General features: G+C 59.0%; 20 protein-coding genes. 10 read left to right on the top strand and 10 right to left on the bottom strand.

The annotated features are described in order from the left end of the window. Positions 1–32 precede the first annotated feature (32 nt). From ACQZ5F_RS13340 to ACQZ5F_RS13330, 3 genes are all read right to left on the bottom strand, one after another. Positions 33–1,376, bottom strand: coding sequence for an extracellular solute-binding protein (locus tag ACQZ5F_RS13340; protein ID WP_046800504.1), 1,344 nt, complete (start codon positions 1,374–1,376; stop codon positions 33–35). A 258-nt stretch (positions 1,377–1,634) separates the two neighbouring features. Further along, positions 1,635–2,108: a VOC family protein gene (locus ACQZ5F_RS13335; RefSeq protein WP_052820045.1), complete on the bottom strand. Its 474-nt coding sequence runs from the start codon at positions 2,106–2,108 to the stop codon at positions 1,635–1,637. 159 nt (positions 2,109–2,267) lie between these two features. Beyond that, on the bottom strand, positions 2,268–2,858 hold the full coding sequence (locus ACQZ5F_RS13330; protein ID WP_448731254.1) for a methyltransferase family protein: 591 nt from the start codon (positions 2,856–2,858) through the stop codon (positions 2,268–2,270). 295 nt (positions 2,859–3,153) lie between these two features. Between ACQZ5F_RS13330 and ACQZ5F_RS13325 the strand changes: the two genes are divergently transcribed. The 3 genes from ACQZ5F_RS13325 (at position 3,154) to ACQZ5F_RS13315 (ending at position 6,641) form a co-directional block, all read left to right on the top strand. Beyond that, positions 3,154–4,938 (top strand): methyl-accepting chemotaxis protein, encoded by a 1,785-nt coding sequence (locus ACQZ5F_RS13325; protein WP_225339049.1) that lies wholly within the window; start codon positions 3,154–3,156, stop codon positions 4,936–4,938. Positions 4,939–5,203: 265 nt separating this feature from the next. Next, on the top strand, positions 5,204–6,079 hold the full coding sequence (locus ACQZ5F_RS13320; protein ID WP_225339085.1) for a lytic transglycosylase domain-containing protein: 876 nt from the start codon (positions 5,204–5,206) through the stop codon (positions 6,077–6,079). 148 nt (positions 6,080–6,227) lie between these two features. Continuing rightward, positions 6,228–6,641 carry a hypothetical protein gene (locus ACQZ5F_RS13315; RefSeq protein ID WP_448731255.1) on the top strand — a complete coding sequence of 138 codons (414 nt, stop codon included), beginning with the start codon at positions 6,228–6,230 and terminating at the stop codon, positions 6,639–6,641. 68 nt (positions 6,642–6,709) lie between these two features. Here the strand turns inward: ACQZ5F_RS13315 and ACQZ5F_RS13310 are convergent, their stop codons facing one another. From ACQZ5F_RS13310 to ACQZ5F_RS13295, 4 genes are all read right to left on the bottom strand, one after another. Next, a complete protein-coding gene (locus ACQZ5F_RS13310; RefSeq protein WP_448731256.1) occupies positions 6,710–10,288 on the bottom strand; it encodes a TonB-dependent receptor domain-containing protein in 3,579 nt (1,192 codons plus the stop codon). Between the two features lie 156 nt (positions 10,289–10,444). Further along, entirely contained in the window at positions 10,445–11,371 is a 927-nt protein-coding gene (locus ACQZ5F_RS13305; protein WP_448731257.1) for a FecR family protein, read from the bottom strand. 86 nt (positions 11,372–11,457) lie between these two features. Next, positions 11,458–11,967 carry an RNA polymerase sigma factor gene (locus tag ACQZ5F_RS13300; protein WP_448731258.1) on the bottom strand — a complete coding sequence of 170 codons (510 nt, stop codon included), beginning with the start codon at positions 11,965–11,967 and terminating at the stop codon, positions 11,458–11,460. 140 nt (positions 11,968–12,107) lie between these two features. Next, the gene (locus ACQZ5F_RS13295; RefSeq protein WP_046800444.1) at positions 12,108–13,010 is read right to left on the bottom strand and encodes a hypothetical protein; all 903 of its coding nucleotides are present in this window, start codon (positions 13,008–13,010) and stop codon (positions 12,108–12,110) included. Positions 13,011–13,193: 183 nt separating this feature from the next. Here ACQZ5F_RS13295 and ACQZ5F_RS13290 point away from each other — a divergent pair, with 183 nt between their 5' ends. Next, entirely contained in the window at positions 13,194–14,174 is a 981-nt protein-coding gene (locus ACQZ5F_RS13290; protein ID WP_052820051.1) for a 3'-5' exonuclease, read from the top strand. Positions 14,175–14,225: 51 nt separating this feature from the next. Here ACQZ5F_RS13290 and ACQZ5F_RS13285 read toward each other — a convergent pair whose 3' ends face one another. Together ACQZ5F_RS13285 and ACQZ5F_RS13280 are read right to left on the bottom strand one after the other, a co-directional pair. Continuing rightward, positions 14,226–14,942, bottom strand: a complete 717-nt coding sequence (locus ACQZ5F_RS13285; RefSeq protein ID WP_137086191.1) for a GntR family transcriptional regulator — start codon at positions 14,940–14,942, stop codon at positions 14,226–14,228. 84 nt (positions 14,943–15,026) lie between these two features. After that, positions 15,027–15,854 (bottom strand): hypothetical protein, encoded by an 828-nt coding sequence (locus ACQZ5F_RS13280; protein ID WP_448731259.1) that lies wholly within the window; start codon positions 15,852–15,854, stop codon positions 15,027–15,029. A 566-nt stretch (positions 15,855–16,420) separates the two neighbouring features. Here ACQZ5F_RS13280 and ACQZ5F_RS13275 point away from each other — a divergent pair. From ACQZ5F_RS13275 to chrA, 5 genes are all read left to right on the top strand, one after another. Then, complete coding sequence (locus tag ACQZ5F_RS13275) at positions 16,421–17,320, top strand: hypothetical protein (protein WP_225339043.1); 900 nt, start codon at positions 16,421–16,423, stop codon at positions 17,318–17,320. Between the two features lie 49 nt (positions 17,321–17,369). Beyond that, positions 17,370–19,238 (top strand): tyrosyl-tRNA deacylase, encoded by a 1,869-nt coding sequence (locus tag ACQZ5F_RS13270; protein ID WP_225339042.1) that lies wholly within the window; start codon positions 17,370–17,372, stop codon positions 19,236–19,238. A 229-nt stretch (positions 19,239–19,467) separates the two neighbouring features. After that, positions 19,468–20,010, top strand: coding sequence for a hypothetical protein (locus ACQZ5F_RS13265; protein WP_225339041.1), 543 nt, complete (start codon positions 19,468–19,470; stop codon positions 20,008–20,010). A gap of 157 nt (positions 20,011–20,167) precedes the next feature. After that, a complete protein-coding gene (locus ACQZ5F_RS13260) occupies positions 20,168–20,638 on the top strand; it encodes a hypothetical protein (RefSeq protein ID WP_225339040.1) in 471 nt (156 codons plus the stop codon). A gap of 166 nt (positions 20,639–20,804) precedes the next feature. Beyond that, a complete protein-coding gene (chrA, locus tag ACQZ5F_RS13255; RefSeq protein WP_432704567.1) occupies positions 20,805–22,034 on the top strand; it encodes a chromate efflux transporter in 1,230 nt (409 codons plus the stop codon). 6 nt (positions 22,035–22,040) lie between these two features. Here chrA and ACQZ5F_RS13250 read toward each other — a convergent pair whose 3' ends face one another. Beyond that, positions 22,041–22,919, bottom strand: a complete 879-nt coding sequence (locus tag ACQZ5F_RS13250) for a LysR substrate-binding domain-containing protein (RefSeq protein ID WP_225339039.1) — start codon at positions 22,917–22,919, stop codon at positions 22,041–22,043. Between the two features lie 133 nt (positions 22,920–23,052). Between ACQZ5F_RS13250 and ampC the strand changes: the two genes are divergently transcribed. Then, positions 23,053–24,210 (top strand): class C beta-lactamase, encoded by a 1,158-nt coding sequence (gene ampC, locus ACQZ5F_RS13245; RefSeq protein WP_225339038.1) that lies wholly within the window; start codon positions 23,053–23,055, stop codon positions 24,208–24,210. Positions 24,211–24,386: the final 176 nt, after the last annotated feature.

Genomic DNA, 24,386 nt, shown 5'->3' with positions numbered 1-24,386 from the left:
ATTCGGGCAAGCCATTGGAAATTTTAGGAAACTTAGTTCAGCTTCGCGCCGGCATAGGTCTTTTCGAAGCGGCGCAGGCCAGCGTTGGAGCGCTCGACGGCCTTGTCGAGTTCAGCCTGGACGTCGGCATTCTGCATGAAGATGGCTTCGAGCGAGGTGGCGACTTCCTTGCGGATCTGCGTGAAACCGCCAAGGCGGATACCGCGGGTATATTCCGAAGGCGGCGTGAATGTCAGGCTTTCGATTGCCTTTTCGCGGCCCTTATAGGGAGCCTTGTCATAGAAGCCATTGGCTTTCATGGCGTCGAAGCCGGTCTTGGTGACCGGGATGTAACCGGTGACCGTCGACCACCACTGAACCATCTCCGGCTGGGCGATGAAGTTCAGGAATGCGGCTGCACCCTTGTATTCGGCATCCGGGCGACCGGCCATGACCCACAGCGACGCACCGCCGACCAGCGAGTTATGGCGCTCGGTGCCTTTCCAGACCGGCAGCATGGCAACGTCCCACTTCACGCCTTCCGGCATGGTCTTGGCGACGGTGCCGTGATTGGCGATCGAGGTCATGAACATCTGGCAGGTCTGCGAGGTGAAGGCGGGCAGGATGTCCATGCCGAGCTGCTTGGTCTTGACGACGAACAGCTTCTCGTCCTGCATCTTCTTGAAGAACTTGACGTGATCGACGAACTTCGTCTTGTTGATCGTCAGTTCGGCGTCGAGGCCCTGATAACCGTTGCCCTTGGTGGCGATCGGCTGGTTGTGGATGGCGGAGAACTGCTCCATCAGCATCCAGGTGTCGAAGTTGAAGGCCAGCGGGCATTCAAAACCGGCAGCCTTGAGCTTCGTGGCGGCTTCCTGAACCTGTTCCCAGGTGTCCGGCTTGAAGGTGATGCCGGCTTTTTCGAAAGCGTCGATGTTGTAATAGAACATCGCGGTCGAGGAGTTATAGGGGAAAGAATTCAGCTCGCCCGCAGCGGTGGCATAATAGTTGGCGATGCCGGGGAAATAATTGTCCCAGTCGATCTTGTAGCCGTTGTCGGCCATCAGCTTCTTGGCGGGAACGAAAGCCTTGGACAGCATCATGTCCAGCGTGCCGGCGTCATAGATCTGGGTGATGGCGGGCTGCTTCTTGGCGCGGTAAGCGGCAATGGTGTTCTGCAGCGTGGCGTCGTAATCGTTCTGCGAGGTGCAGACGATTTCGAATTCAGCCTGCGAATCGTTGAACTTCTTGCAGGTTTCCTGAACGCGATCGCCAAGATCGCCGGAAAGGCCGTACCAGAATTCGAACTTGGTCTTTTCTGCATGGGCGGCCGTGGCGCCGAAGGCGGCAGCAATGGCGACGCCGGCCACGAAAGAGGTCAGAGCGGAAGATTTCATGAGTTGAGCCCCGTTGATGGATGATGGCATGATCGGCAAGGACATCATGTTCCCAGCACGAAGCCACGGGCTCTGCTAACAGCCGTCTTTGACGGATCGCTTACACTTTGTTGAACGTTTTATGATGACTTGCCGCGCAGGGCGATCTGCGCGGCGGGGAAAGGCGATTAATTTCATGAAATCGGATTTTCCCTTATGTTTCGGGTGTTTCCGGGATCAAGTTAATTTCGCTACTTGCTGCTGAATAGTCCGTTGGCGTCAACCGCGGCGTGCGGCTTCGATGGCGGCGACGTCGATCTTCTTCATGTCCATCATCGCCTCGAAGGCACGTTTGGCTTCAGCGCCGCCAGCGGCCATGGCGTCCATCAGCACGCGTGGGGTGATCTGCCAGGACACACCCCATCTGTCCTTGCACCAACCACAGGCGCTTTCCTCGCCACCATTGCCGACGATGGCGTTCCAGTAGCGGTCGGTTTCTTCCTGATCTTCGGTCGATATCTGGAACGAGAAGGCCTCTGTCTGTTTGAAGGCAGAACCGCCGTTGAGACCGATGCAGGATACGCCGGCGACGGTGAACTGCACCGTCAGCACATCGCCCTTCTTGCCGGAAGGATAATCGCTCGGCGCGTGGTGAACCGCGGTTACCGCGCTGTCGGGAAAGGTCTCGGCGTAAAATCTGGCGGCGGCCTCGGCGTCCTTGTCGTACCAGATACAGATCGTGTTCTTTTTCATCTGCGTGCTCCTCCAGGTTGGAACTGATCTTCATCTTGCCTGAACAGGCAAGGAAATTTGCCGGCCCGTGGCCGGCCCCCCATTCGGCATAAAATGCCTGTGGCGGATGAATGTTCCGAAAAAGCTGAAGGCCACGCCACGGCTCAGGTTCGACTGTCGTTACAGCCAGCGCCTCACCCGGCGCCGATAGGCGTCATATGCCGGTCCAAGCTCCTTCGTCAGCACACGTTCTTCAATAGTCACCTGCAGCGACACGGCGATGACAAGAGCGATGGCGACAACAAGCTGCAGAACCGATGGAAATACCAGCACCAGCCCGGTAAACAGCACGATCTGACCGACAAAGACGGGATTTCTGGAGCGGCCGAAAGGACCGCTATCGACGATTGCGCCAAGATGGCCCTCGGCCGCGCCGATGCGCCATGACCTGCCCATATGGTTCTGCGCATAAAGCGCGATCAGGCCGCCAGCCAGCACCATCGCCATGCCGCCAATCCGGAATGCGACACCAAGATCGCTGCGGTTCAGAAGCCAGACCGGATTTTGCGGCTCCAGCCACAGGGTAACGAGCGGAAGCAGGGCGCCGAGGAGAAAAGCGAGGCGAAAGAGCATGGCGGGAACGGCCTGCCGCTCGCGGCCTTTTGCGAAAAGCCAGATCGGTTCTCCCGTCTGCCGCGCCAGCCGCGCCGTCAAAAATAGAAATCCGGCAATATAGACCCACACGGCGAGTGCGGTTGCGACGTCGATCATGGTTTCTCCCGAAAACAGTGGCAGGCCGCAACGTATCGGCGAAGGGCAGCCTTATCCGATTCGTGATGCCCGGAGTATAAACAGCGATAATGCATGATTGTTATGCCGGTCCCATGGCGCTGACGCGGGTGATGGGGCTGGGGAAAGAAAAGATGGCCGGTTTAAATTCAGTCTGAATTTTGCAACCCGCGCGACGGACGTCAAGTTTATCCTTAAATATTATTTAATATTGTAACAGTAATATTACTGAATGATTTTGATAGGGAATCATCTGTCTGACATCGGAGGATTGTGCGTGAGTTTTCTTGATCGGGGTGCCAATGCTTTCGCGGTTCTTGCCGCGCTTTCCAAATCCCAGGCCATTATAGAATTCGACCTTTCCGGGAAAATTCTGACCGCCAACGAGAATTTCTGTCGTGCGCTCGGTTACGAGCTGGCGGAAATCATCGGCAGGCATCACAGCATGTTCGTCGAGCCCGCCGTTGTGTCTTCGCAGGACTACAAGACCTTCTGGGCAAAACTTTCAGCCGGTCAGTTCGACCAGCAGCAATATAAGCGCATCGGCAAGGGCGGCAGGGAGGTCTGGATCGAGGCCTCCTATAACCCGGTGTTTCGCCGAGGCAAGCCGGTGAAGGTGATCAAGATCGCCACCGACATCACGCAGCGCAAGCTGAAGGCGGCGGAAGATGCGGGCAAGATCGACGCCCTGTCGCGGGCGCAGGCCATCATCGAGTTTTCACCTGATGGCGATGTCCTGACGGCCAACGAGAATTTTCTGGCGGCACTGGGTTATTCACTGCCGGAGGTTCAGGGCCGGCATCATTCGATGTTCTGCGAACCGGCCTATACGCAGTCGGCGCACTATAAGCAGTTCTGGGAAAGGCTTGCCGGCGGTGATCTCGTGGCGGATGAATTCATGCGCCTCGGCAAGGGCGGCCGCAAGGTCTTCATTCAGGCCTCTTATAATCCGATCTTCGATCTGAACGGCAAGGTGTTCAAGGTCGTCAAATTTGCGACCGACGTGACCGGCCGCGTCGAGAATGTCGAAAAGCTGGCGCAATGTCTTACTGACCTGGCTGATGGCGATCTGTCGCAGAGCATTGACAAGCCATTCATCCCCTCGCTTGAGAGATTGCGGACGGATTTCAATGCAGCCTCGGAAAAGCTGAAGAGAGCGATGACGCTGGTATCTGAAAATGCCGGCGCGATTTCCTCGGGCTCCAACGAGATACGCTCCGCTGCCGATGATCTTGCCAAACGCACGGAACAGCAGGCCGCTTCGATTGAGGAGACTGCCGCCGCGCTGGAGGAGATCACCACTGCCGTCAACGATTCCAGCCGCCGCGCCGAAGAGGCCGGCACGATCGTCGCCCGTGCCCGTGACCATGCCGAACATTCGGGCCAGGTGGTACGCGACGCGATCGGCGCCATGGATCAGATCGAAAAATCGTCCCGCGAGATTTCGAACATTATCGGCGTGATCGACGAGATTGCCTTCCAGACCAATCTGCTTGCGCTGAATGCCGGCGTGGAAGCGGCGCGTGCCGGTGAAGCGGGCAAGGGTTTTGCAGTCGTCGCGCAGGAAGTGCGCGAACTCGCGCAGCGCTCGGCAACGGCTGCAAAGGAAATCAAGAGCCTCATCAATGCCTCGGGCTCGCAGGTGGAAAACGGCGTCGGTCTGGTTACCAAGGCGGGATCGGCGCTGCAGGAAATCGCGGCGCAGGTTCGTGATATCAACAGCAATGTCGTGGCGATTGTCGAAGCCGCTCGCGAACAGTCCACCGCACTTGCCGAAATCAATCAGGCGGTCAATACCGTCGATCAGGGCACACAGCAGAACGCTGCGATGGTGGAGGAGCAGACTGCCGCCAGCCACAGCCTTGCACGGGAAGCCGCCGCCCTGTTCGAACTTCTGGGGCAATTCAGGTTCGATGAAGCGCCGCGTTCGGCATCCTCCCTGCGCAGCAGCCCGGAGGTGAGGCCGGCACCGGCTCCTCCCCGTCGTCCCGTATCCCTGCCCGTTGCGGCGCGTGGTTCCGCCGCGGTTGCCCTCAATCACGATGAATGGCAGGAGTTCTAGAAGGCTTCTTGCCAGAGCGGGTAAAATCAGAGCGTCCAGCCGGTCCGGCAATCGGGCCGGCTGGATCTTTTGCGCCGAGCCCTTTGATAGCGCGGATGCGTATCGACAGCGTGAAACCGAAACTTCCATTGAACAAGGCCGAAGCTCGGGGCATATTTTCGCGATTGCCCGATGATCGGTGCGTTGCGTCTGGAAGTGTGGGGTCGTTTGCTTGGCAGGGATATGGACAGGGATATGGACAGGCCGTGTCGCTCTCGTCTTCTGCCTGCTGGTGACAGCCGGCGGTGCCGCCCGGGCTGAGAAGCCGGCGGAGGGGAAAAATGCCTGTGCCTATAGCCATGCCGTTGCGCCGGAACTGTGCATTCGGGTCGGCAGCTACAATAGCGATCTGTGTCATGCCATCGAGGTGCTGGCCGGGCGTTACGCCGTCCCGCCGGATTATTTCGCCCGGCTGATCTGGCGCGAAAGCCTGTTCCGCGCCGATGCGGTCAGCCCGAAAGGGGCCGAGGGCATCGCCCAGTTCATGCCCGGAACGGCAAGGCTGCGTGGTCTCGAGGACAGTTTCAACATCATTGCCGCGCTTGAGGCGTCGTCGCGTTATCTCTCCGAGCTGAATGGTCAATTCGGCAATTTCGGGCTTGCCGCCGCGGCCTATAATGCCGGCGAGGCGGGGTTGCGAACCTTCATCGCCACCGGCCGCCTGCCAATGGAAACCCGCGATTACGTGTTTGCCATCACCGGATATCCTGTCGAGAACTGGAAAGACAACCCGCCGGAAAAGGCCGCCCCGGCGCTGGATGACGGCCGGTCCTTCCTCGATGCCTGCCTGCGTCTGGCCGACACCCGCACCATGAACGATCCCGTTCTCATTTCCTCGGCTGACTGGGCGCCCTGGGGTGTGCAGCTTGCGGCGCATTACAATCCGGCGGTGGCGAACCGGCTGTTCACCCGCGCGATCGGCGGATTGTCGGAACCCCTCAATGCGGAACGTGCCCTCATCGTCAGGCAAAGAGGCGGGAATTTCGGCTCGCGCCCGCGTTATGCCGCCCGCATCGGTCGTGAGACCCGCGCCGAAGCCAACAGGCTCTGCGGAGAGATCCGGCAGGCCGGCGTCCCCTGCACCGTGTTCCGCAACAGATAGAGAAGCGCAACACCCGTCGATCATAACAAGTTGATCGGGATTTCGGTCCGCGCGCCTTTCAGCATAAAATCATTGACCCTAGATTTGCGCCGCAGCGGCAGTAGGCAACCTATGCGGCTGGCGATATTTTGCGAGGGGACGATTGAAAATGAGATGGATTGAAACCGGATGTCTGGCGGCTGCGCTGATCATCGTCACCGCCTGCACCTCAACCGGAGAAACCGATATTTCCCGCACAGTCGCAGCCTTCGTGGGGCAGCCGCGGGATGCGGCCATTGCCAGGCTTGGTCGACCCAACAAGGTGGTTATCGACAACGGCGCAACCGAATCCTACTGGCTGAAGGTCGATGTGGAGACCTATGCCGGGCTCAGCAACCGGCGTGAATACAAGTCCGTGGATGGACAGACCCAGATGACGCAGACGGAGGGCATGAAAATCAAGGAACACCGCCGCGACTGCATCATCAAGATCACTGCGGATGCCGGCTCCATCATCAAGACCAGTGAGATCATCGGCAATCCGGCGAGTTGCGAAACCATTCTCAATCGTCCGGCTTCGTGAGCAATCTCATGTTTCGGTGAGCCGCGCGCCAGGTAGGCGCACGGCTCGAAAGCTTGTGGAAAGTTTCCTCAGAAGCGATAGTTCAGCCCAACCTTGATGGCATGCATGTTCAGCGAGTTCGAGGCATTGCGGCCGTTGGCAATTCCGGATGTCCCCACATGGTCCACATATTCGTAGATCGGTGATTCATAGGGCTCGCAGACTTCCGGCATGGAATCGCAGAGCCAAGCCATGTTCGGATCATTCTTTAAGCCGGGATCGACCATCTCCGTGCCCGTCTGCTCACTGGTGCGATAATCCTTGCCGGTGCCGGCGCGGGCGTTCTTGAACTTGAACGATTTGGCGCGGAAATGGCTGTAGCTGTAATCCGCACGGATCGACCAATTGTCGTTCAGCGCATATTCCGCGCCGAGGCCGATTGTGAAGCCGGCACGTGTTCCGGAAGCCTTTTCCACGAAGAATGCCGTCGTTTCGGAGCCGAGAGGATTGGTCCCGCTCGCGCCGTCTGAAATATACTGGTCGCGCCACTGGGTTTCTTTCGCCAGCGCAAGGCCGGCGGTGGAGTAAACGAGCAGCCTGTCATTCACGGCGTAACCGAGCTTTGCGCGCAGACCGGCCGTCCAGTCGATATCGTAGCTGGTCGTTGCGTCCACGTGGCCGCTCTTTGCCAGCACCGGATCGGTGGAACCGAACTTTTCGAGGCCACGAAGATAGGTCTTGGTGTAATCGGCCTCGACGCCGACGACAAAGCCGTTTTCCAGCTGCCGGTCATAACCGGCCTGTAGTCCAAACGCACCGCCACGCAGGTTGAAATCGGCGGATTCCCGTGCGGCCGCATCGTTGAATGTGCCATCCAGCGACGTCGTATTTCCTGCAAAATTCAGGAAATCGCCGCCGGCATGGGCACCCACATGGAAGCCGGTCCAGTCACGCACGAAGGATGCGTCCGTCGGGCGGCTGAAGGGGGAAAGGCCGGGCAGGGCCTCGCCGCCGCCGATCGTTGCCGTAAGGCTGGCATAGATGGTGCGGCCGGGACCGGGTTGCGTGACGAGGCCGAGCGGATCGACATAAAAACGGTCGAACAGGTTCTCCACCCGCAGGCTCGCGGTCATGTTGTCGTTGATCTTGTATTCGGTAAACAGATCGACCAGCGTATAGGGTTCCCAGTCGACAAGCGCGATGAATTCCGACGCACCCTGCGCGGTGACGTCGCCGTGGCCGATGGCGCGCGGGCCGACATAGGAGATGCGGCCCCCGACCGTCAGCCGGTCCTCGAGGAATTTCTGCGAAAGCGTCAGGTCGACCGTATATTCCGGCTGAACATGGTTCGTCGCATAGTCGCCATAGAGAGACTTGCTGTCGCAGGTCTGGGTCGTGCGGCAATATTCGACATTCAGGAAGTAGTTGGCGGAAAGATCTGCCGAAAATCCACCATTGGTGTATCGGCCGGAAAGTTCGAGACCGGAAAACTTGGCGCGTGGAATATTGCCGATATTCAGCGTCAACTGTGGTTCGGTCACGACGGTGCGCGAGATGTAGTTCTTAACATCCCAGTTGAAATAACCGAACTTGATCATGGCGGTGTCATCGTCGGAGAGGATGCCGTCGCGAATGATGTTGGTGCCGATTTCCCAGTTGCTGGAGCGTTCCGGCAGGACACCCGAATTCGCGATGACGCTGTTGAAGGCCGAGACGGATTCGATGATGGATGGCGAGCGCAGCGTATTCGAATAATTGATGTAGAACTGGGTATTGTCGAACGGTTCCAGCGTCACTCCGGCAGATGGGCTGAACCCGCCGTCATCCACTTTCAGGCCAACCGGCTTGTCCCGCGCCTGATAACGCTCATAGGGATCGAACCTGTCTTCGACCCAATAATGGGAGTATCGCAACCCGCCATTGAGGGTGAGCCAGTCCACCGGTTTGTAAGCTGCCTTGGCGAAGGCCGCACCTTCATGGCGAATGGCGTCGCGCGGGGTCAGCCAGCCCTCCAGAACGGCGGTGTGGTTGCTACCCTTGGTGTCTTCGGCGCGGTAGGAAAATCCGTAATTCAGGTCGAAATCGCCGTAATCCAGGCTGAACTGCGAGCGGTTGGTAATCTCCGCTCCCCACATATTGGTATCGGTGCCGACCCGGAAGCCTGATGGCAGGCCGATCTTCTCTGGCGTCAGGCCACGCCCGCCGCGCACGGGATTGCGGACTTCGAGATGGTTGAAATAGAAATTCGACTTGAAGTCGATGAGGTCATTGTCTTCGGGGTCCCAGTTGTATCTGGCGGTAAATGTGTCGAGGCTGGTGCTGACGGTCTGTTCCTGCTGCTGCGCCTGTCCGGTATTCGACGTCAGCCGTGATGCAAGCCGGTCGCCGGCCTCGCTTCTGTATCCCATGTAGCCGATCTGGAATGTCTGATCGTCTGACAGACGCGCCGTGACCTTCGCCAGAAGCGATTGGGTTTCCAGCTCGGTATTAAGGATTTCCTCGCCGCCGCGATAGTTGACCAGACCTTCATTGATCATCGTGTTGGGCAAAGTGCCGCCCCAATATTTCGTGTCGCCGATGTTTTTCGGGGAAGCGACAGGACCGTGGCTGCCGGCGTGATAATTGCCCTGACGGCGATGCGCATATCCGGCGACGACATCGATGTCCTCGCCCTTGTAAGCGCCGATGACGCTGCCGGAACCGGTCGTCGGCTTGAGGAAGGCGGGCCTGTCCATGCCGTCAGCGGACGGTGTCGCGGTGCCTGCGCCGGACTGATAGCTATAGCCGCTCAATGCGCCTTCGGTCGGGCTTGATGAATTGGTGCCGAAGCCGCCCTTGACCTTCAGCCCCCATTTTTCGCCCGGCTTGACGATGTCGTCGGCGCCGACCGTTCGCATCGCCACTGATCCGGCATTGCCGAAGGAAGCAGCATCGGCCCCCTTGGTAATGTCGACACCGGCGATGAAATCGGGATCGACATAGGTGCGGTTCGAGACGCCCTGATAACCCTGATAGACAGTCACGGAATTTTCGGCGCCGTCGATCGTCGTGGCGACGCGGCCCATTCCCTGCATGCCGCGAATGTTGACGTCGATGGCGCCGGCGCCGTTTCGCGCTTCGCCGGACATGACGCCGGCCGTGCCACGAAACATGTCGGCCGGGCTTGAGCCGCGGAAGCGCTCGATATCCTCGCCCGAAATGAAGGCGGTCGGGGCATCGTTGCCATAAGGTGCGTCCGGGCTGCCATATCGTCCGGTCTTGCCGGTGACGGTGATCGTTTCGAGAACGAGCGAGCCATCCGCAGAGGTTGCCTCCGGTGCCTGTGAGGCATTGGAGACCGTCACGCGATCCGGTGCGGTGAAGCGGAAGCTGAGGCCGGTGCCGTCAAGCAGCCTGCCGAGTGCCTCCCGCGGCGGCAGGGAGCCGGCTGCTCCGGAGGTTTTGAGCCCTCTCGTCAAGGATGCGTCGTAGAAAATCTGGATGCCGCTCGCGGCGCCAAAACGCGTCAGCGCCACATCGAGGGACCCGGCGGGAATGGAAAATTGGCGCAGCTCCTGCGCAGCGGCCTGGGTATGGGCAACTAAGGATACGGAGCAGGCCAGTGATGCGCAGAATGCTGCGAGCCTCAAACGCCGTTCGCGACCACCGGATTTATGTCCCGTCGCCAATAAAGTCATCCCCGTATTCCCTTCCATTTCACCGCCTTGCTGCGGCCTCTGATAGGGAAGACGACCGAGGCGCATGAACCCGAAAAGATTTGTGGAGTTTTTTTGTAATATTTTCGGATCGTCCGGAATCCAGCGCTGTCTCCGGTTCGAAAGGGCTTAGACGAGCAGCAGGATTCCGCCTGCGCCAACCGCATGAAGATGCAGGGTTTCTTCAAGATGGGCGATAATGTCCTGCGGCCGGTTGAGCTGAAAGACGCCCGAGACGTGCAGGGAGCGCAGGCTTTGACGGGTGATGATGATCCTGCCGCGCCGGTGGCGGTTCAGGCTCGCGACGATGTCTTCCAGCGGACGGTTGTTGAAGACCAGCATGCCTTCACGCCATGCCGATGCCGTCTCGAGGTCGATTGCGGATTTTTCCCCAAGGCCAGCGTCCGAATAGACGATTGCCTCTCCGGGAAGCAGCTGCGCATCGCCAAGACAGTGGACGCTGAGCGGGCCGGACAGGCATTCCACGGTCACGCCGCTGGCATTATGGGTGACGCTGAAGGCGCCGCCGGAGGCCTGCACGCGGCCATTGCCGGCTTTGACCACAAAAGGAATGTTCGCCGCCTGCTGGACGGTGAAAACCGCTGCACCCGCCGTGAGATCGAACTGCCGTTCGCCGCTGTCCAGCGACAGGGCGGAGCCGCCATCGAGAAAGGCGGTCGATCCGTCCGGCAGGCTGACATTCTGTTGCTCGCCGACGCCAGTCGAAAAATCCGCAAGCATTGCGCCGATGGATGGCAGGTAACCGAGTTCCGGCAGGGCGATGGCAATGCCTGCAAGGCCGGCGGCAAGGCTGCCGCCCACCAGAAAAGATCGTCTGGATGTGGCTTTCACGGGGGGCTTCGCCTGCGCCTCCAGGGCCGGGCCAAGATCGCGCCAGAGCGCCGAGGCCTCGACGAAGGCGCGCTCATGATCGGCGCTGAGGCTGCGCCAGTGGCGGAGCGCCTCTGTATCCTCAACCGTGGCCGCGCCGGAGCACAGCCTGACGATAAAGGACGTGGCCTTCTTCCTGAGCGCATCGGATCCTTCGTTCAACACGCAACCCCTATCAAAAATACGCCCCGATACCGGAATTTCACATGAACCTCATTAGCTCTAACGATCACAAACGGTAAATCCGAAAATTATCTGCGCCGCTCATGTCCCATTTTCTCGATGCAGTAGCTGAGGGCGCGATTAATTTCCATTTCCACCGTGCGGGTGGAGACATGGAACTCTTCCGCGATCTCGGCATAGGGACGAAATTCCAGCCGCGCCGCGACCAGCATCTTTCTCTGTCTATCCGGCAGTTCACCGATGACCCGCATAAGCTGCCGGATCTGGTCGCGGTCGATCACCTGCTGGTCAGGACCCGGGCGCTCGTCTTGAATGGAAAGGGCATCCTCGATCTGTTCGGTCGTGGCCCGGTGCCTGCGTCCCCGCCCATGATCGATGGCCAGCGACCTGGCGATGCGCTTCAGATAAGGCACTGGTGCTGCGGATGCATTCGAGCTGTTTCTCGCCAGCTTGATCCATGCCTCATGGGCAAGATCCTCGGCATCCTCGCGCGAGCCCGTCATCCGCGTCAGATATCGCTTGATATCCGTCTGGGTTTTCAGGAATGCCGAAAGGAATTTGTCGTCGCGCTGCGTCATGACCGACCTGGAGATTGGACTTCAGGCGATACCCCGTGGCAGATGCGAATTCAATACTTAACTTAAATAATCATGTTAAAGCCGGCAGGCCGTGATCGCGGCGGACGTGCATGTCCGAGCCGCCCCGGCCTGGGCAGGCCTTACAGCTGCATCTTGATCGTCAGCATATATTCGGTGCCTTTCGCCCGGTCGCGGGTGCGGGACACTTCTAGGGTGACTTTTTCCAGCTTGTGTTCGAGGCTTTCCTTGATCGTTCCGCCGGGCGTGTCCTCACGGCGCAATGAGGTATTGCCATAACCAATGCCGATTTTGCGCGTGATGGCGTTTTCCGTATAGGTTCTTCCGAACATGGCGGAAGCCTGCCCGCTGCGCACAGTCGCATCGAAACCACGGGAATCGATGTCGCGATAGGCGGAGCCGCTGATCGAATTGTCGGACTGGCTGTAGCTGCCGCCCGCGCTTATTCTGGCAAGTCGGTGCCCGTCGTGCTCAAGCGAAACATTGCCGTCGGCGGAAGGTCCGAAAAGCCCGCCGTTCATGCTGTCCTTATAGGTGAAGCGGAAACGGCCGCTGCGCGCATCGACCTGATAATTGTAGGAGGCGTCGCCGCTGCGCACCTGGATGCCAGGTGCCGGTTCGCTGCCGAGGATCGGCGAAACCTTGTCGGCGAAATTAAAGAGCGGTCTGGTGACCTGTTCAAATTCCGTCTGCGACAGCCGGACGGGCTTGCCTTCGGCATCGAAACCACCGACGGCGAGGCAGGGGCGCTGATTGATGACGCTTTTAAGAGCAAACAGCGTGCAATTGTCGCTGGTCATGCCGGCAATGGCAGCGTGGACGGAGTTGCGCAGCGTATAGCTGCCGCAGCAGGAGAAGGCGTCGTTATCCGCACTCGCATCTCTCGTATAACCGGTGAAGACGATGCCGCTTGCGCCGGTGGAAATGTTCACATTGGCAAATTGCGGGCCGCTTTGCAGCGGAAACAGCTTCAACCGGCTCTGGTCAGCGAGCGTCTTCGGGTTGGAAAGCGATGGGATCGGCATTCGTTTTCTCTCCTTGAACACGGAACGGTATTTCCCTTCTAACACCGCAACGAGAAGGTGCAACCCGCAACCTGTGTGGGTCAGTTTCTGTGGATGACAGCAACCGCTGTTGTTACCGTGAGCCTCTGCACATATGTTGGACTACTTAAATCACGATTTCCGGATACGGCGGACAGGCGCATAATGAGCTCCCAGTTGGATTTTTTCGGTTCCGCGGCAGCGCGTCTCCCCCAGGGTGAACGGGGGCGAAAAGCGGCCGGCCGCGAAACGGTGCAGAAAAACGTTGCGGATGATGAGACGCTTGCCGGATATCTTGAATCCACCGGCAATTACCGTGTTTCACGCCGGCTCATGCCACGCGCGGTCGTCGACAAACCGCGGCCGGAATTTCCGCGTCAGGGCATCATCCTCGATACCGAAACCACAGGCCTTAATCATCGAACCGACGAGATCATCGAGATCGGCGTCATCGCCTTCACATTCGACGATCACGGCGCGATCGGCGACGTTACCGGTGTTTATGGTGGCCTGCGGCAGCCCGGCGTCACTATCCCGGAAGAGATCACGCGCCTGACCGGTATTACCGACGAGATGGTCGAAGGACAGGTAATAGACATGGACCGCCTGAGCGCACTTGTTGCCAGGGCGGATCTGATCATCGCCCATAATGCCGGCTTCGACCGCCCGTTCTGCGAGGCTTTCTCACCGATTTTCCGTGAAAAGGCATGGGCCTGTTCGGTTTCCGAGATCGACTGGCGGGCGCGCGGTTTTGAGGGCAGCAAACTTGCCTATCTGATCGGGCAGTCCGGCTATTTCCACGACGGCCATCGCGCCGTCGATGATTGTTTTGCGCTTCTGGAAGTGCTGGGTCATGCCCGTGCGGGGCAGGGCGAAGCGCCCTTCGCAGAACTGCATCAGGCAAGCCAGCGCTCCCGTGTCCGCATTTATGCGGAAAACAGCCCCTTCGACATGAAGGATCATCTGAAAAAGCGCGGCTACCGCTGGTCAGATGGCTCCGATGGCCGACCCAAAGCCTGGTGGGTGGAAGTGGCCGAAGAAAAGCTCGACGAGGAGCTGCATTTCCTGCGGACCGAGATTTACCGCTGGGAGGCCGATCCCCCGGTCAAGCACCTCACAGCCTTCGACCGCTTCAAGGCCAACTAGAGCACTCGTGCGGGAGCGGCGGACATTGTCCGCCATCGATTCCGCCGGCGATCAGGGGAGCGGTGCCAGCGCATTTCGCAGGCTGACACCCTGCTTCGGCTGCAGATCGAGATCGGCCTCGATATGATCGAGGTGATGGAGCATGAGATCTGAAGCGCCTTTTGCATCGCCCTTTGCGACAAGCTCGAGAATGGCGAGATGTTCGTTGTGGCCGCAGCTCGAAATACCCGAACGGCCATAAAGGGCGACGACCAGCGAGGAGCGGGCGACCAGCTCATCCATAAACCGCTGGAGGATGACATTGCCGGACAGGGCCGCCAGCATGAGATGGAAATCGCCCGAGGCCTTTATTTCCGCCCGGCGTGCCGCCGGGCCGCGTTCATTCATATATTGCGCCTCTTCGACGAGGTGATGCTGAAACCGCACAATATCTGCCGGCGTGATGCGCTCCACCGCCGCCGCGATGATGCCCGGTTCGATCAGGCGGCGCGAGGCGAAAATCTGGCGCGCTTCTTCCGGTGAAGGCGTGGAAACGAAGGCCCCACGGTTACGCTCGGTCTTCACCAGCCCCTCGAAGGCCAAAATCTGCAACGCGGCGCGCGCCACGGTGCGGCTGACATCGAAGAGTGCCCCAACCTCGGCTTCCGACAGTTTGGTTCCCGGCGCCAGCCGCCGGTCGATGATGGCATTGCGCAGGGATTCGCGGATCAAAAGCGAGCGATCCTCGATTGTGGCATCCACGGCTGGGGTCTTTTCTGGCAGGGTCATGTCACGCATCCGGTATCGCTTCTTCTAACCCGGCGGCATCGGTTTTCCTAGTGGCGTCGCTATCGTGAACAATCGCTGATATCGTCAGGCCCTCAAAATCCCTAACCACACGACAATGAATGCCAGTTGATGGGCGATATCCCTTTGTACATTCTGCAATGTCCCATCGCTCAGAAGTATGCGGGATCCGTCCCTCTTCAAGATGGTCAGGCGTTCTGCCTTGGCCAATAGGGCGGTGACCTGGGCGCGGCTGATCCCATAGGCGCGCGCAGCCGCCTTGCGGGAAAACTCACAATTGGAGGCACTGGATTTGCTGGTTTTGGCCGCAGACAGCAGATCCAGCAGCAGAGGAAATCCGGGCGCATGGCCCAGGAACATCAGGGTTTCCATTGATGTGGGGCTGAACTCCTGCGGTTGTTTCAAAAGCCAGCCGACGCCATCGATAAGGATGTTGACGCCGATGTCTTTCGCCGGCCTGTCCATAAACGGTTGCGCCTGCCATGGCACGGCTGCGGCAAGATAAGCCTCGGCGAGTGTCTCGATCGCCATGATCAGCCAGCCACACAACGACCATGGACGTTCGCGGTTGTCGCCATTGGGCTGATGCCGCCGGGCGGCGCCTTCGAGTTCCAGCCAGTCGATCAGCGCCCGTGTCCTGCGGCTTGAGGCCCAGCCTCGGGGGACGACGACGGCCTGAACCTCAGCCAGGGTAAATCGTCCGCCATGAACCGATGCCAGAGCGACGGCGCACAGGATCGTTGCGAATGCGCCGAAATCACCGAGAGCGCGGACGAGGCGTGGTTCCTGCTTGAAGACCGTCGATATCTGCGAGCAAAGACGGATGACAGTCTCGTCAAAAGCGGCATCGTTCAGGATCCGGTTCGCAAGGGGTGTCAGCCTCTCCTGAAGCATGTCCGGCTGCGGCCGAACGGGGTCTCCTTGCGGGAGCGATTTTGAATCCTGCGCAGCTGCTTTTCCAGATGCCTTTCTCCCACGGAATTTAAGTTTCGCTACTTTATGGCGAATTTAAAAATATGAGTTTTGCTCACCGACTGCGGCCGTTCAGGCGCACATTACAGCTGAAATGTTCCGGGTTCGGGAGATGCGTGCAATTTGTTGCACTCCCGCATCGCTCTCCCGAGGGGTATTAAAAAATACTCTCATAAATTGAGTGTTAAAGAGCGCGTTGAAATATGTGCCCTTTTGGAACGGTTTGCGAGAGTGGCGATAATAACAATGTTATCGTCTGTTTTTATTGCATAATTTTATTTGGCTTCGGACACGATATCTTTCGTTGGGCAACCGAAAACACAATCTTTGATGGTTGTTTTCTTGGCCTTGACGAGGTGACGGAAAGTGCATCCCGAAGCCGCCTGGCATCCGCATGTTTCTACCGAGTTTCTGGCGCGTCCGGCAGCGATGCCGGCTGGGCCGCGGCACGTCCATTCACCACCAATTCTCAGAAGGAGGATAAAGCGATGCAACTTCGACATGTTATTTTTGCCGGCCTTGCGGCAATTGCGATGCAGTTTGATATTCCGTCCATGGGCCAGCCGGCCATTGCAAATGCGGCCGCCCTCACCACCGAACAGGTGGCGGCGTTCCAGTCAAAACTTGAACAGGCGGAGGCAAGCCGGGAGCTGCTTGGCCGACGGTCCGTATGCCTGATGGAGCATCTGACGGCGCAACAGCAGCTCAGCGCCGAACGGGAGAGGGCGCTGGGAGAAGCCATGTACCTGCAGATCGAGCTGGAACGGCAGGTGGCGCAGTCCGAGACGGCCGTGAAGGGCTATGAAGAACTGGTTCAGTCTGAGAGCGAGAACGTCAGGGCGCGTCAGGCCGTGTTCGAAAAAGCCCGAAGGGAAAGGGACGAGCAGGCCAAGAGAGTAACAATATGCAGCGGCGTCCTCTTCTTCCTACCGGGAATTTGCCAGGCCGGTGACGCCGCGGTGAAGGCGCTGGGCTGGATGAATGACGCGGAGAGGGAATACCGCATCGCACTGCCGCGGCTGGACAATGCCCGGACGGCGCTTGAGGGCGTTCGCAACCAGCTCGAAAACAATCGCCGCCAGCTGATAGCGGCACAGCAGAGCCACGCGGAAAACCAGAGCGCAGTGAAAAATCTGGAAGAGCAGATCACCAGGCTCAAAGCGGCGATTTCCACCATCAACGGCAAGGTTCAGGACTTCAACATTCAGGTCAGCAACTTCACCAATGCTCTGAAGGAAGCGAGCGAGGTCAATCCTGACGACGCGAAAATACGTCAGGTCGACCGGCTGTCCGCCGAGATCGACGGCCTGACCAAGGACGTGCCGCAGTTCATTTCCTCCACCGAGGCCGGATTGCCTGAAGATGCCAGGAAACAATGCGGATCGTGAACGATCAACTCCATGACTCTCCGTAACAACCATCAACAGGAGTATGAAAATGAATAATGTCGTCAATCTCGAAAGCCGGGAAACCAAACTCAACAGCGCGATCGATGCAGATGTCGAAGCGATCGTGTCGAAGCCGGAATTCAGCCTTCCCAAGGCGGATACGGCGCTCGTCCGGTATTATGTTGATAAGATCCAGGGGACCTACGATGTCGAGCGCGCCAAGCGCGACACCGACAATGCGATCGACCTGCTCTACATCGCTTACAACACCACGCCGCAGGAGGAGGGCAAAATTCGCGGACGCATCAGCGCCATCATGGACAGCTTGATAACCGCGCAGCAGAGCAGTGAACTCACCATGAAACATGCGATGGATGTTGCCAATCGCATCCGCATTTCAGTCGACGACCTCTTCCCGGACTGGCTGGATGTCCGCGAGGGAAATGACCAGAGCGAGATCAAGGCCTTCGTCTCCAACGACCTGATAAAGCTCGCGAAAAATATCCGCGACAAGGCGTTGGAAGTGCGGGACGATCTCCTTAAGGTCGCCTCCACCTATGATGGCATCATCAAGGCAACGGCGCAGATCACCGATGCGAGCGAAATGGTCTTGAGCAAGCGTCTCGAAGACAAGGCGACCATGGAGCGGGAAATCCGCGAGGCCGATGCGCGGCGCCAGCAGCTGGAATCGCTTGTGAACGATCTGAAGGCACAGGTTGCGGAGTTCGAAAAGAAGGCCCGTGAATATGAAAAGCGGGCCAATACGGCAGAGGAGCGCGCCTTCATCATGTCGATCGTCCGGGTCGGCGCGCAGATGATTTCAAGCGCCATTCCCGCCATCGCCATGGTGGCGGGCGGTCCTGCCTCCATGCTGGCCTCGTCGGTCGGCGGCGCGCTTTCGGGACAGCCCAAGGGCGGCCAAGATGCGGACGGGCAGGGGCAGGATGGCGGCTCCCGCACACCGACAACCGGCGGCGGAAAGGCGGATGGGGCCGCCACGCAGAGCAAGCTTTCCGAGCAGAAGGCCGAACTGCGCAAGAGCGAGGAAAAACGCGACACCTTAAAGACGGATATCAAGGCGCTGGAAGACAGCAGGTCGGCGCTGGCGAAAGATGCCGAGGGCACCGATCCGAAATCGAGCAAGGCCGTGGAACTTGCCGAACTTGATAAGCGTCTGACCGCGCGCGCCGCGGAACTGAAGACGCAGGAGGAGAAGATCGCAAGTCAGCAGACTCTGATTTCCAGTCTGCAGGCTTCACTCGACGCGCTCGACAAGGGGCTGGGCAAGCTCACCGACGAGCAGCAGCAACAGGCCGCAAGCCTGCGCGAAATGCAGATGAAGATGATCGACAAGGCGGAATCCTATGAGAACGAACGCCGTACCCAGGCCGCCGAACTCATAAAGATCAACGCTCTGCTGAAGGGAAAGCAGGCTGAGGACGATAAGATCAAGCTTGCGGTTCAATCCCTCAACGTCAGCATTACGGCGCTGAAACGCATGAAGGAAATCATTGAGGAAATCGCATTTTTCTTCAAAAGTTTCGCCGATTTCATGCAGGCCGTGGCCGACGATGCCGAGCACCAGATCAAGGCGATCGACAATGTGGCCGAGCTGGAGGTCATTCGCAAGAACCGTCTCGCCCAGCTCGTTCGCTCCGTCAACGAGTTCTTCGTCAGGCAGACCGCCCAATGGTATGCGGTCGGGACCGTCAGCGACAGGTTCAACCGCAGCTTTGCGGACGGATGGTCAAAGCTCAACAAGCTGCAGGGGACATATCTCACCGGCACCGGCCTGACGAACTATATGGCGGAAGCCTCGGAAAAGCTCTCGGCCATCGTCGCCGAACGCGAGGCCGCTGCGGACGCAAAAATCGCATCGCTGCAGGCCTATCGTCAGGATCTGAGCAAAACAGCCTGATCCCTTGAGATCCTGCCGTTCCTTTTCCGGCCCGGCAGGAAGCGTATCCATGGTCTCAGCCGGAATCGTCCCCCTTGGCATGGATCACGGGCAATGTCCTGCCGGCGAATATGCCGGCAGGACGGCTAGGAACGAAATCTCACCATTCACCAACGCAAAATCAACGACGGGCATCCGGCCGCCATCGAAGCGCAACCCGTGCCGTGTCACTTTAAGGAAGGAGAATATCATGCCGACAGTCAACAATCCTCCGGCGCTGGTCGCTCAGGAAACGCCCTCCTGGTGCTTTGCCGCCGTGGAGCAGATGGTGCGGGCCTATCGTGAACTTGCCGCCGCCACGCAATATGCCATCGCAAGACGTAACACCGCAGCGCTTGCGACCGTCGACCCGGAGGTTCAGGAGCGCTGGGAGCTGGCGCTCATTCTGGATCAATCCGCTGCCATCGATGAAATGGGCGGCGCCAACCCCGACAGCAACATCGTACGGCTGGTTTCCAGCCAGTGGAACGCCTTCGATCATGCAACGACCGGCGGCCACTTCGTCGCCGATCTGACACCGGAGATCGTGAGAGGCGAGATCGACAACAACCGCGTCTTCGTCATCGGCACACATATCCATTATTACGTCGTCTATGGTTATACCGATGCAGGCAAGGATCTTGAACTTCATATCCTCGATCCATGGCCGACAGGGCAGGGCGGCAGCAGAACGCGCATCGGCCTGCAGGAATTCCTCGGGATGGCCGGCCACACCGCCATCACCTTCGGCTAAGCCTGCAAGCGGAATGTCGGCTGCGCGCAAAGGCGCACAACGGCACCAGACGTCTTGCCGGAGGCATTCCGGCACCCAGCAACCCCTCAAAATCATGCCAACCTGTCCTTACCATCAAAGGCCGGGAACAGCTGGCTCATGTCCAAAGGAGACACATATGCCAATTCTCAGCGACTTCATGATCAAGCATATTCGCCCTTTCAGCGAGGACGGTTACAACACATTTGGCAACACCCAGACCATCGAGTTTCTCGCGGAGCTGGGACTCGACATGAACGATACCATCAATATCTTCGCCGCATGGCGCAAGGCTGCCTTGGCTGATCCCAGGAAGGACGGCGATGTCTTCGCCGAGGCGGCAAATGCCGTTGCCCAGGCGCGGTGGGAGTCTCTCTACAAAACCGGAAAAAGCACGGTCATGTTTCTCGACGCCGTTCAGCTCGAATCCCTCAGCCATCTCGAGCCGGGGCCGGACAGTAATTTTACATGGAGACCCAAGACGCCGATCGCGGTCGCGGTAACCATCCACAGGAAAAGCAATCAGTATGAAATCACTCTGGGTGCGGCCGGCTTCTCCGGCGGCACCGATGAGCGGGGATGGATATCCCACTTCTCCGAATTGCTGTAGCGGTTCCGGATAGCATCAAGAGACGCCGGAAAGTCAGAGCGACTTTCCGGCGTGTCGATGCAGCCTGCCCCTTCATATCCCTGTCGTAATAGTGTCTGATACCGACATGATTTTTTGATACCCATTTGTGTTGACGAATAGCCGTTGCACGCTCAGGGAGCTTTTCGTGAAGCCGTCAACGCAAGCACTGCCAGCCGAAACCGACAGCCAAAAAAACGGCACTCCCGGTGAAGTTTTCGCCGCCTTCCTGAAGCTCGGCGTCACCTCTTTCGGCGGGCCCATCGCCCATCTCGGTTATTTTCGCGATGAGCTGGTCGTGCGGCGCAAATGGATCGATGAGGCCGGTTATGCCGATCTTGTGGCGCTCTGTCAGTTTCTTCCCGGTCCGGCTTCCAGCCAGGTGGGCTTTGCGCTGGGGCTCCTGAGGGCGGGGCCGCTTGGCGCTCTCATGGCCTGGACGGCCTTTACCCTGCCATCCGCCATCCTGCTTTTGCTGTTTGCCACCGTTGCCGCTTCGATCGAGGGGCCGGTCGGCACCGGCCTGCTGCATGGCCTCAAGATCGTCGCCGTCGCCGTGGTGGCGCAGGCGGTCTGGGGCATGGCAAAAAGCCTTGCGCCGGATCGGCAGCGCGCCAGCATCGCACTTGCCGGCATTGTCTGTGTGGTTTTTCTGGCTGGAGCTTTCGGACAAATCCTGGCGCTTGCCGTCGGCGCCATTGCCGGGCTTGCCTTCTGTCGCAACGGTGCGGTGCGGGACGCTGCCCATCTCCAGTTCCGGGTGCCGAAAAGCGTCGGATATATCGCGCTCACAGCCTTCATCCTGCTTCTTGGCCTGCTGCCGCTGCTTGCGGCTGTGGCTGGATCGCAGGGCCTGTCTTTGTTCGATGCGTTTTATCGTGCCGGCGCGCTGGTCTTCGGCGGCGGGCATGTGGTCCTGCCGCTGCTGCAATCCGAGGTCGTCGCCACGGGCTGGGTGACGGAGGATGCATTTATCGCCGGATATGGCGCGACACAGGCCGTTCCCGGCCCGCTTTTCACCTTTGCCGCCTATCTCGGTGCCGTGGTGGGGCCGCAGCCGAACGGCGTGGCAGGCGCAGCCATTGCCCTCATTGCAATCTTCCTGCCGGGCATGCTGCTTCTCATCGGTGCGCTGCCCTTCTGGGAAGGGTTTCGCCGGCATCTTCTGGCGCAGGCGGCCATGCGCGGAGCAAACGCCGCCGTCGTCGGTATTCTTGGTGCCGCACTTTATGACCCGGTGTGGACCAGCGCCATCTTCACGTCGAAGGATTTCACACTGGCCCTTGCGGGTTTCATCCTGTTGACGGTGTGGAAGACACCGCCATGGGTTGTGGTGGTGATCTGTGCTGCGGGCGGCGTTCTGCTGGCGCTGCTGTAAGCCATGTCAGGCAAATTCCGCATGGGTCAACATCCAGTCCGAAAAGGCCAGCATGGCTGATGTCTGCGGTTTGGATTGCAACCGGGTCAGCCAGTAGCTTCCAAGCGATATTGTGACGGGGAAGGGCTGGATGATTGCACCTGACACCAGATGCCGCGAAAACATCGATGGCGGCGCCAGCGCCACGCCCAGCCCCTGCAGCGCGGCCTCCATCATGCCGAGCGAGGTGTCGAAAACGATCCCGGCATTCACCTGGGCAGCCGGCGCCACACCGGCCGCCGCAAACCATGTGCTCCATTCGTCGGACCGGTAGCTGCGCAGAAGCGTCGCCTCGACAAGATCGGCGGGCGTTTTTAAAGTTTCCGCCAGTTTGGGTGTGCACAGGGGTGAAAGCGGCGCCTCGAAAAGCCGGAAGGCATCGGTGCCGTGCCATGAACCCTGACCAAAGCGGATGGCAAAATCCAGCCCTTCGGCCGCCATGTCCACCCGGTTATTGTTGGTGGAAACCCTGACATCGATGAAGGGATGCTGTTTTTGAAACTCCTTCAACCGCGGGAGAAGCCAGCCGACGGCAAATGTGCCGACCACCCCCAGAAACAGCAATTCGCGCACCTGTCCGGCCTCGATCCTGTCGAGCGTGGTCGCCATCTGGTCGAAGGAACTGGTAACGGTGGGCAGAAGCGCTTCACCCTCGGCGGTGATTTTCAGCCCGCGCGGAAGCCGTTGAAACAGCGAGACGCCCAGCCGCTTTTCCAGCACCTTCACCTGCTGGCTCACCGCCGCCTGCGTGACGCAGAGTTCGATGGCTGCACGGGTGAAGCTGAGGTGTCTTGCCGATGCTTCGAAGGCCCGAAGACCGTTCAGGGGAAGAAATTGCCGAACCATTTGAGACCTAGATTTTCTTGTATCTCTTCCGAGATATCATGGTTTGTTCGTGCAATGTAGGGCCGCTAAAGCTCTTTCGCTGGGGACGGCGCAAGCGCCGGTCATCGACCTGAGGTTTTGGAGAATGCGAAAGATGAAACTCAATCACGGACATATCGCCCTTGCCGCGCTGCTCTCGGCCGGCCTGTTCACACAGGTCTCCGCCGCCGATGAAGCGAAGCTGAAGGCAATAACGGATGCCGCGATAAAGCCGGTCATGGAGAAAAACGGCATTCCGGGCTTGGCCGTCGCCATCAGCGTCGATGGTGAAAACCATGTCTTCACCTATGGCGTCACGTCGAAGAGCACCGGCCAGCCGGTGACGCCCCAGACCCTGTTCGAACTCGGCTCGATCAGCAAGACATTCACGGTCGCGCTCAGCACCTATGCCGAGATGAATGGCCAGCTGTCGCTGTCCGGCAAGGTCGCGGACTATCTTCCGTCCATGAAGGGCACACCTTTCGGCGATGTTGCCCTGATGCATCTCGGCACCCACACCGCCGGCGGGTTCCCGCTGCAGGTGCCTGATAACGTCGAGACGGAACAGCAGCTGCTGGCCTATCTCAAGGCCTGGAAGCCGTCATATAAGGCCGGAACCCACCGTACCTATGCCAATCCCAGTATCGGAATGCTTGGTTACGTTACCGCAAAGGCCATGGGCCAGAGCTTTGATGATGCGATGCAAGGCACGCTGCTGCCCGGACTGGGCCTGAAGAACACCTTCACCGTGGTGCCGAAGGCAAAGATGGGGGATTATGCCCAAGGCTATAAGAGAAACGGCGACCCGGCCCGGGTGACGCCGGCCATCCTCTCCTCGGAGGCCTACGGCGTCAAATCCTCGGCAAGCGACATGATCCGTTTCATCAATGCCAATATGGGTCTTGAGAAGCTGGATGGAAAAATGCAGCAGGCGCTCCTCAACACCCATACGGGGTATTTCAGTGTCGGCGCGATGGTGCAGGACATGGTCTGGGAACAATATGCCTATCCGGTTGCCCTGAAGACGCTGGTGGACACGAATTCCGGCGCCCTTTTGAAGACGGTTCCGGTCTCCGAAATCACCCCGCCGATGAAACCGCGTCAGGACGTCCTCATCAACAAGACGGGCTCCACCAATGGTTTTGGTGCCTATGTCGCTTTCATACCGAAGCAGAAACGCGGCGTCGTCCTTCTGGCCAATAAAAACTATCCCAATGAGGATCGTGTTGCCCTGGCCTATGAGATTTTGACGGCGCTCGACAAGGCGGAATAATACCCGTCGGGCGGTCTGCTGTCCGCCACCCGTGCGCGGGAGCTCAATCGCTCCCGCGTCAAGGCGGATTGCGCTTTCATCGAAAGCGCCGGTCGGCGTCAGGAACCAAGTGTTAACCGACCCGTTTGAAATTCCCATCGTGGTAACTGCGGTGAAACGTGCCGTGTCGAAAATGA

Source organism: Agrobacterium sp. 22-210-1, from assembly GCF_053522525.1.
The sequence above is the reverse complement of the archived record's forward strand: the minus strand, read 5'-3'. Positions and strand labels throughout refer to the sequence as shown.

Coding starts and splice junctions, on each gene's coding strand:
- ACQZ5F_RS13340 (WP_046800504.1), bottom strand. CDS start 1,376: ATGAAATCTTCCGCTCTGACCTCTTTCGTGGCCGGCGTCGCCATTGCT.
- ACQZ5F_RS13335 (WP_052820045.1), bottom strand. CDS start 2,108: ATGAAAAAGAACACGATCTGTATCTGGTACGACAAGGACGCCGAGGCC.
- ACQZ5F_RS13330 (WP_448731254.1), bottom strand. CDS start 2,858: ATGATCGACGTCGCAACCGCACTCGCCGTGTGGGTCTATATTGCCGGA.
- ACQZ5F_RS13315 (WP_448731255.1), top strand. CDS start 6,228: ATGAGATGGATTGAAACCGGATGTCTGGCGGCTGCGCTGATCATCGTC.
- ACQZ5F_RS13300 (WP_448731258.1), bottom strand. CDS start 11,967: ATGACGCAGCGCGACGACAAATTCCTTTCGGCATTCCTGAAAACCCAG.
- ACQZ5F_RS13295 (WP_046800444.1), bottom strand. CDS start 13,010: ATGCCGATCCCATCGCTTTCCAACCCGAAGACGCTCGCTGACCAGAGC.
- ACQZ5F_RS13290 (WP_052820051.1), top strand. CDS start 13,194: ATGAGCTCCCAGTTGGATTTTTTCGGTTCCGCGGCAGCGCGTCTCCCC.
- ACQZ5F_RS13285 (WP_137086191.1), bottom strand. CDS start 14,942: ATGACCCTGCCAGAAAAGACCCCAGCCGTGGATGCCACAATCGAGGAT.
- ACQZ5F_RS13280 (WP_448731259.1), bottom strand. CDS start 15,854: ATGCTTCAGGAGAGGCTGACACCCCTTGCGAACCGGATCCTGAACGAT.
- ACQZ5F_RS13275 (WP_225339043.1), top strand. CDS start 16,421: ATGCAACTTCGACATGTTATTTTTGCCGGCCTTGCGGCAATTGCGATG.
- ACQZ5F_RS13270 (WP_225339042.1), top strand. CDS start 17,370: ATGAATAATGTCGTCAATCTCGAAAGCCGGGAAACCAAACTCAACAGC.
- ACQZ5F_RS13265 (WP_225339041.1), top strand. CDS start 19,468: ATGCCGACAGTCAACAATCCTCCGGCGCTGGTCGCTCAGGAAACGCCC.
- ACQZ5F_RS13260 (WP_225339040.1), top strand. CDS start 20,168: ATGCCAATTCTCAGCGACTTCATGATCAAGCATATTCGCCCTTTCAGC.
- ACQZ5F_RS13250 (WP_225339039.1), bottom strand. CDS start 22,919: ATGGTTCGGCAATTTCTTCCCCTGAACGGTCTTCGGGCCTTCGAAGCA.
- ampC (WP_225339038.1), top strand. CDS start 23,053: ATGAAACTCAATCACGGACATATCGCCCTTGCCGCGCTGCTCTCGGCC.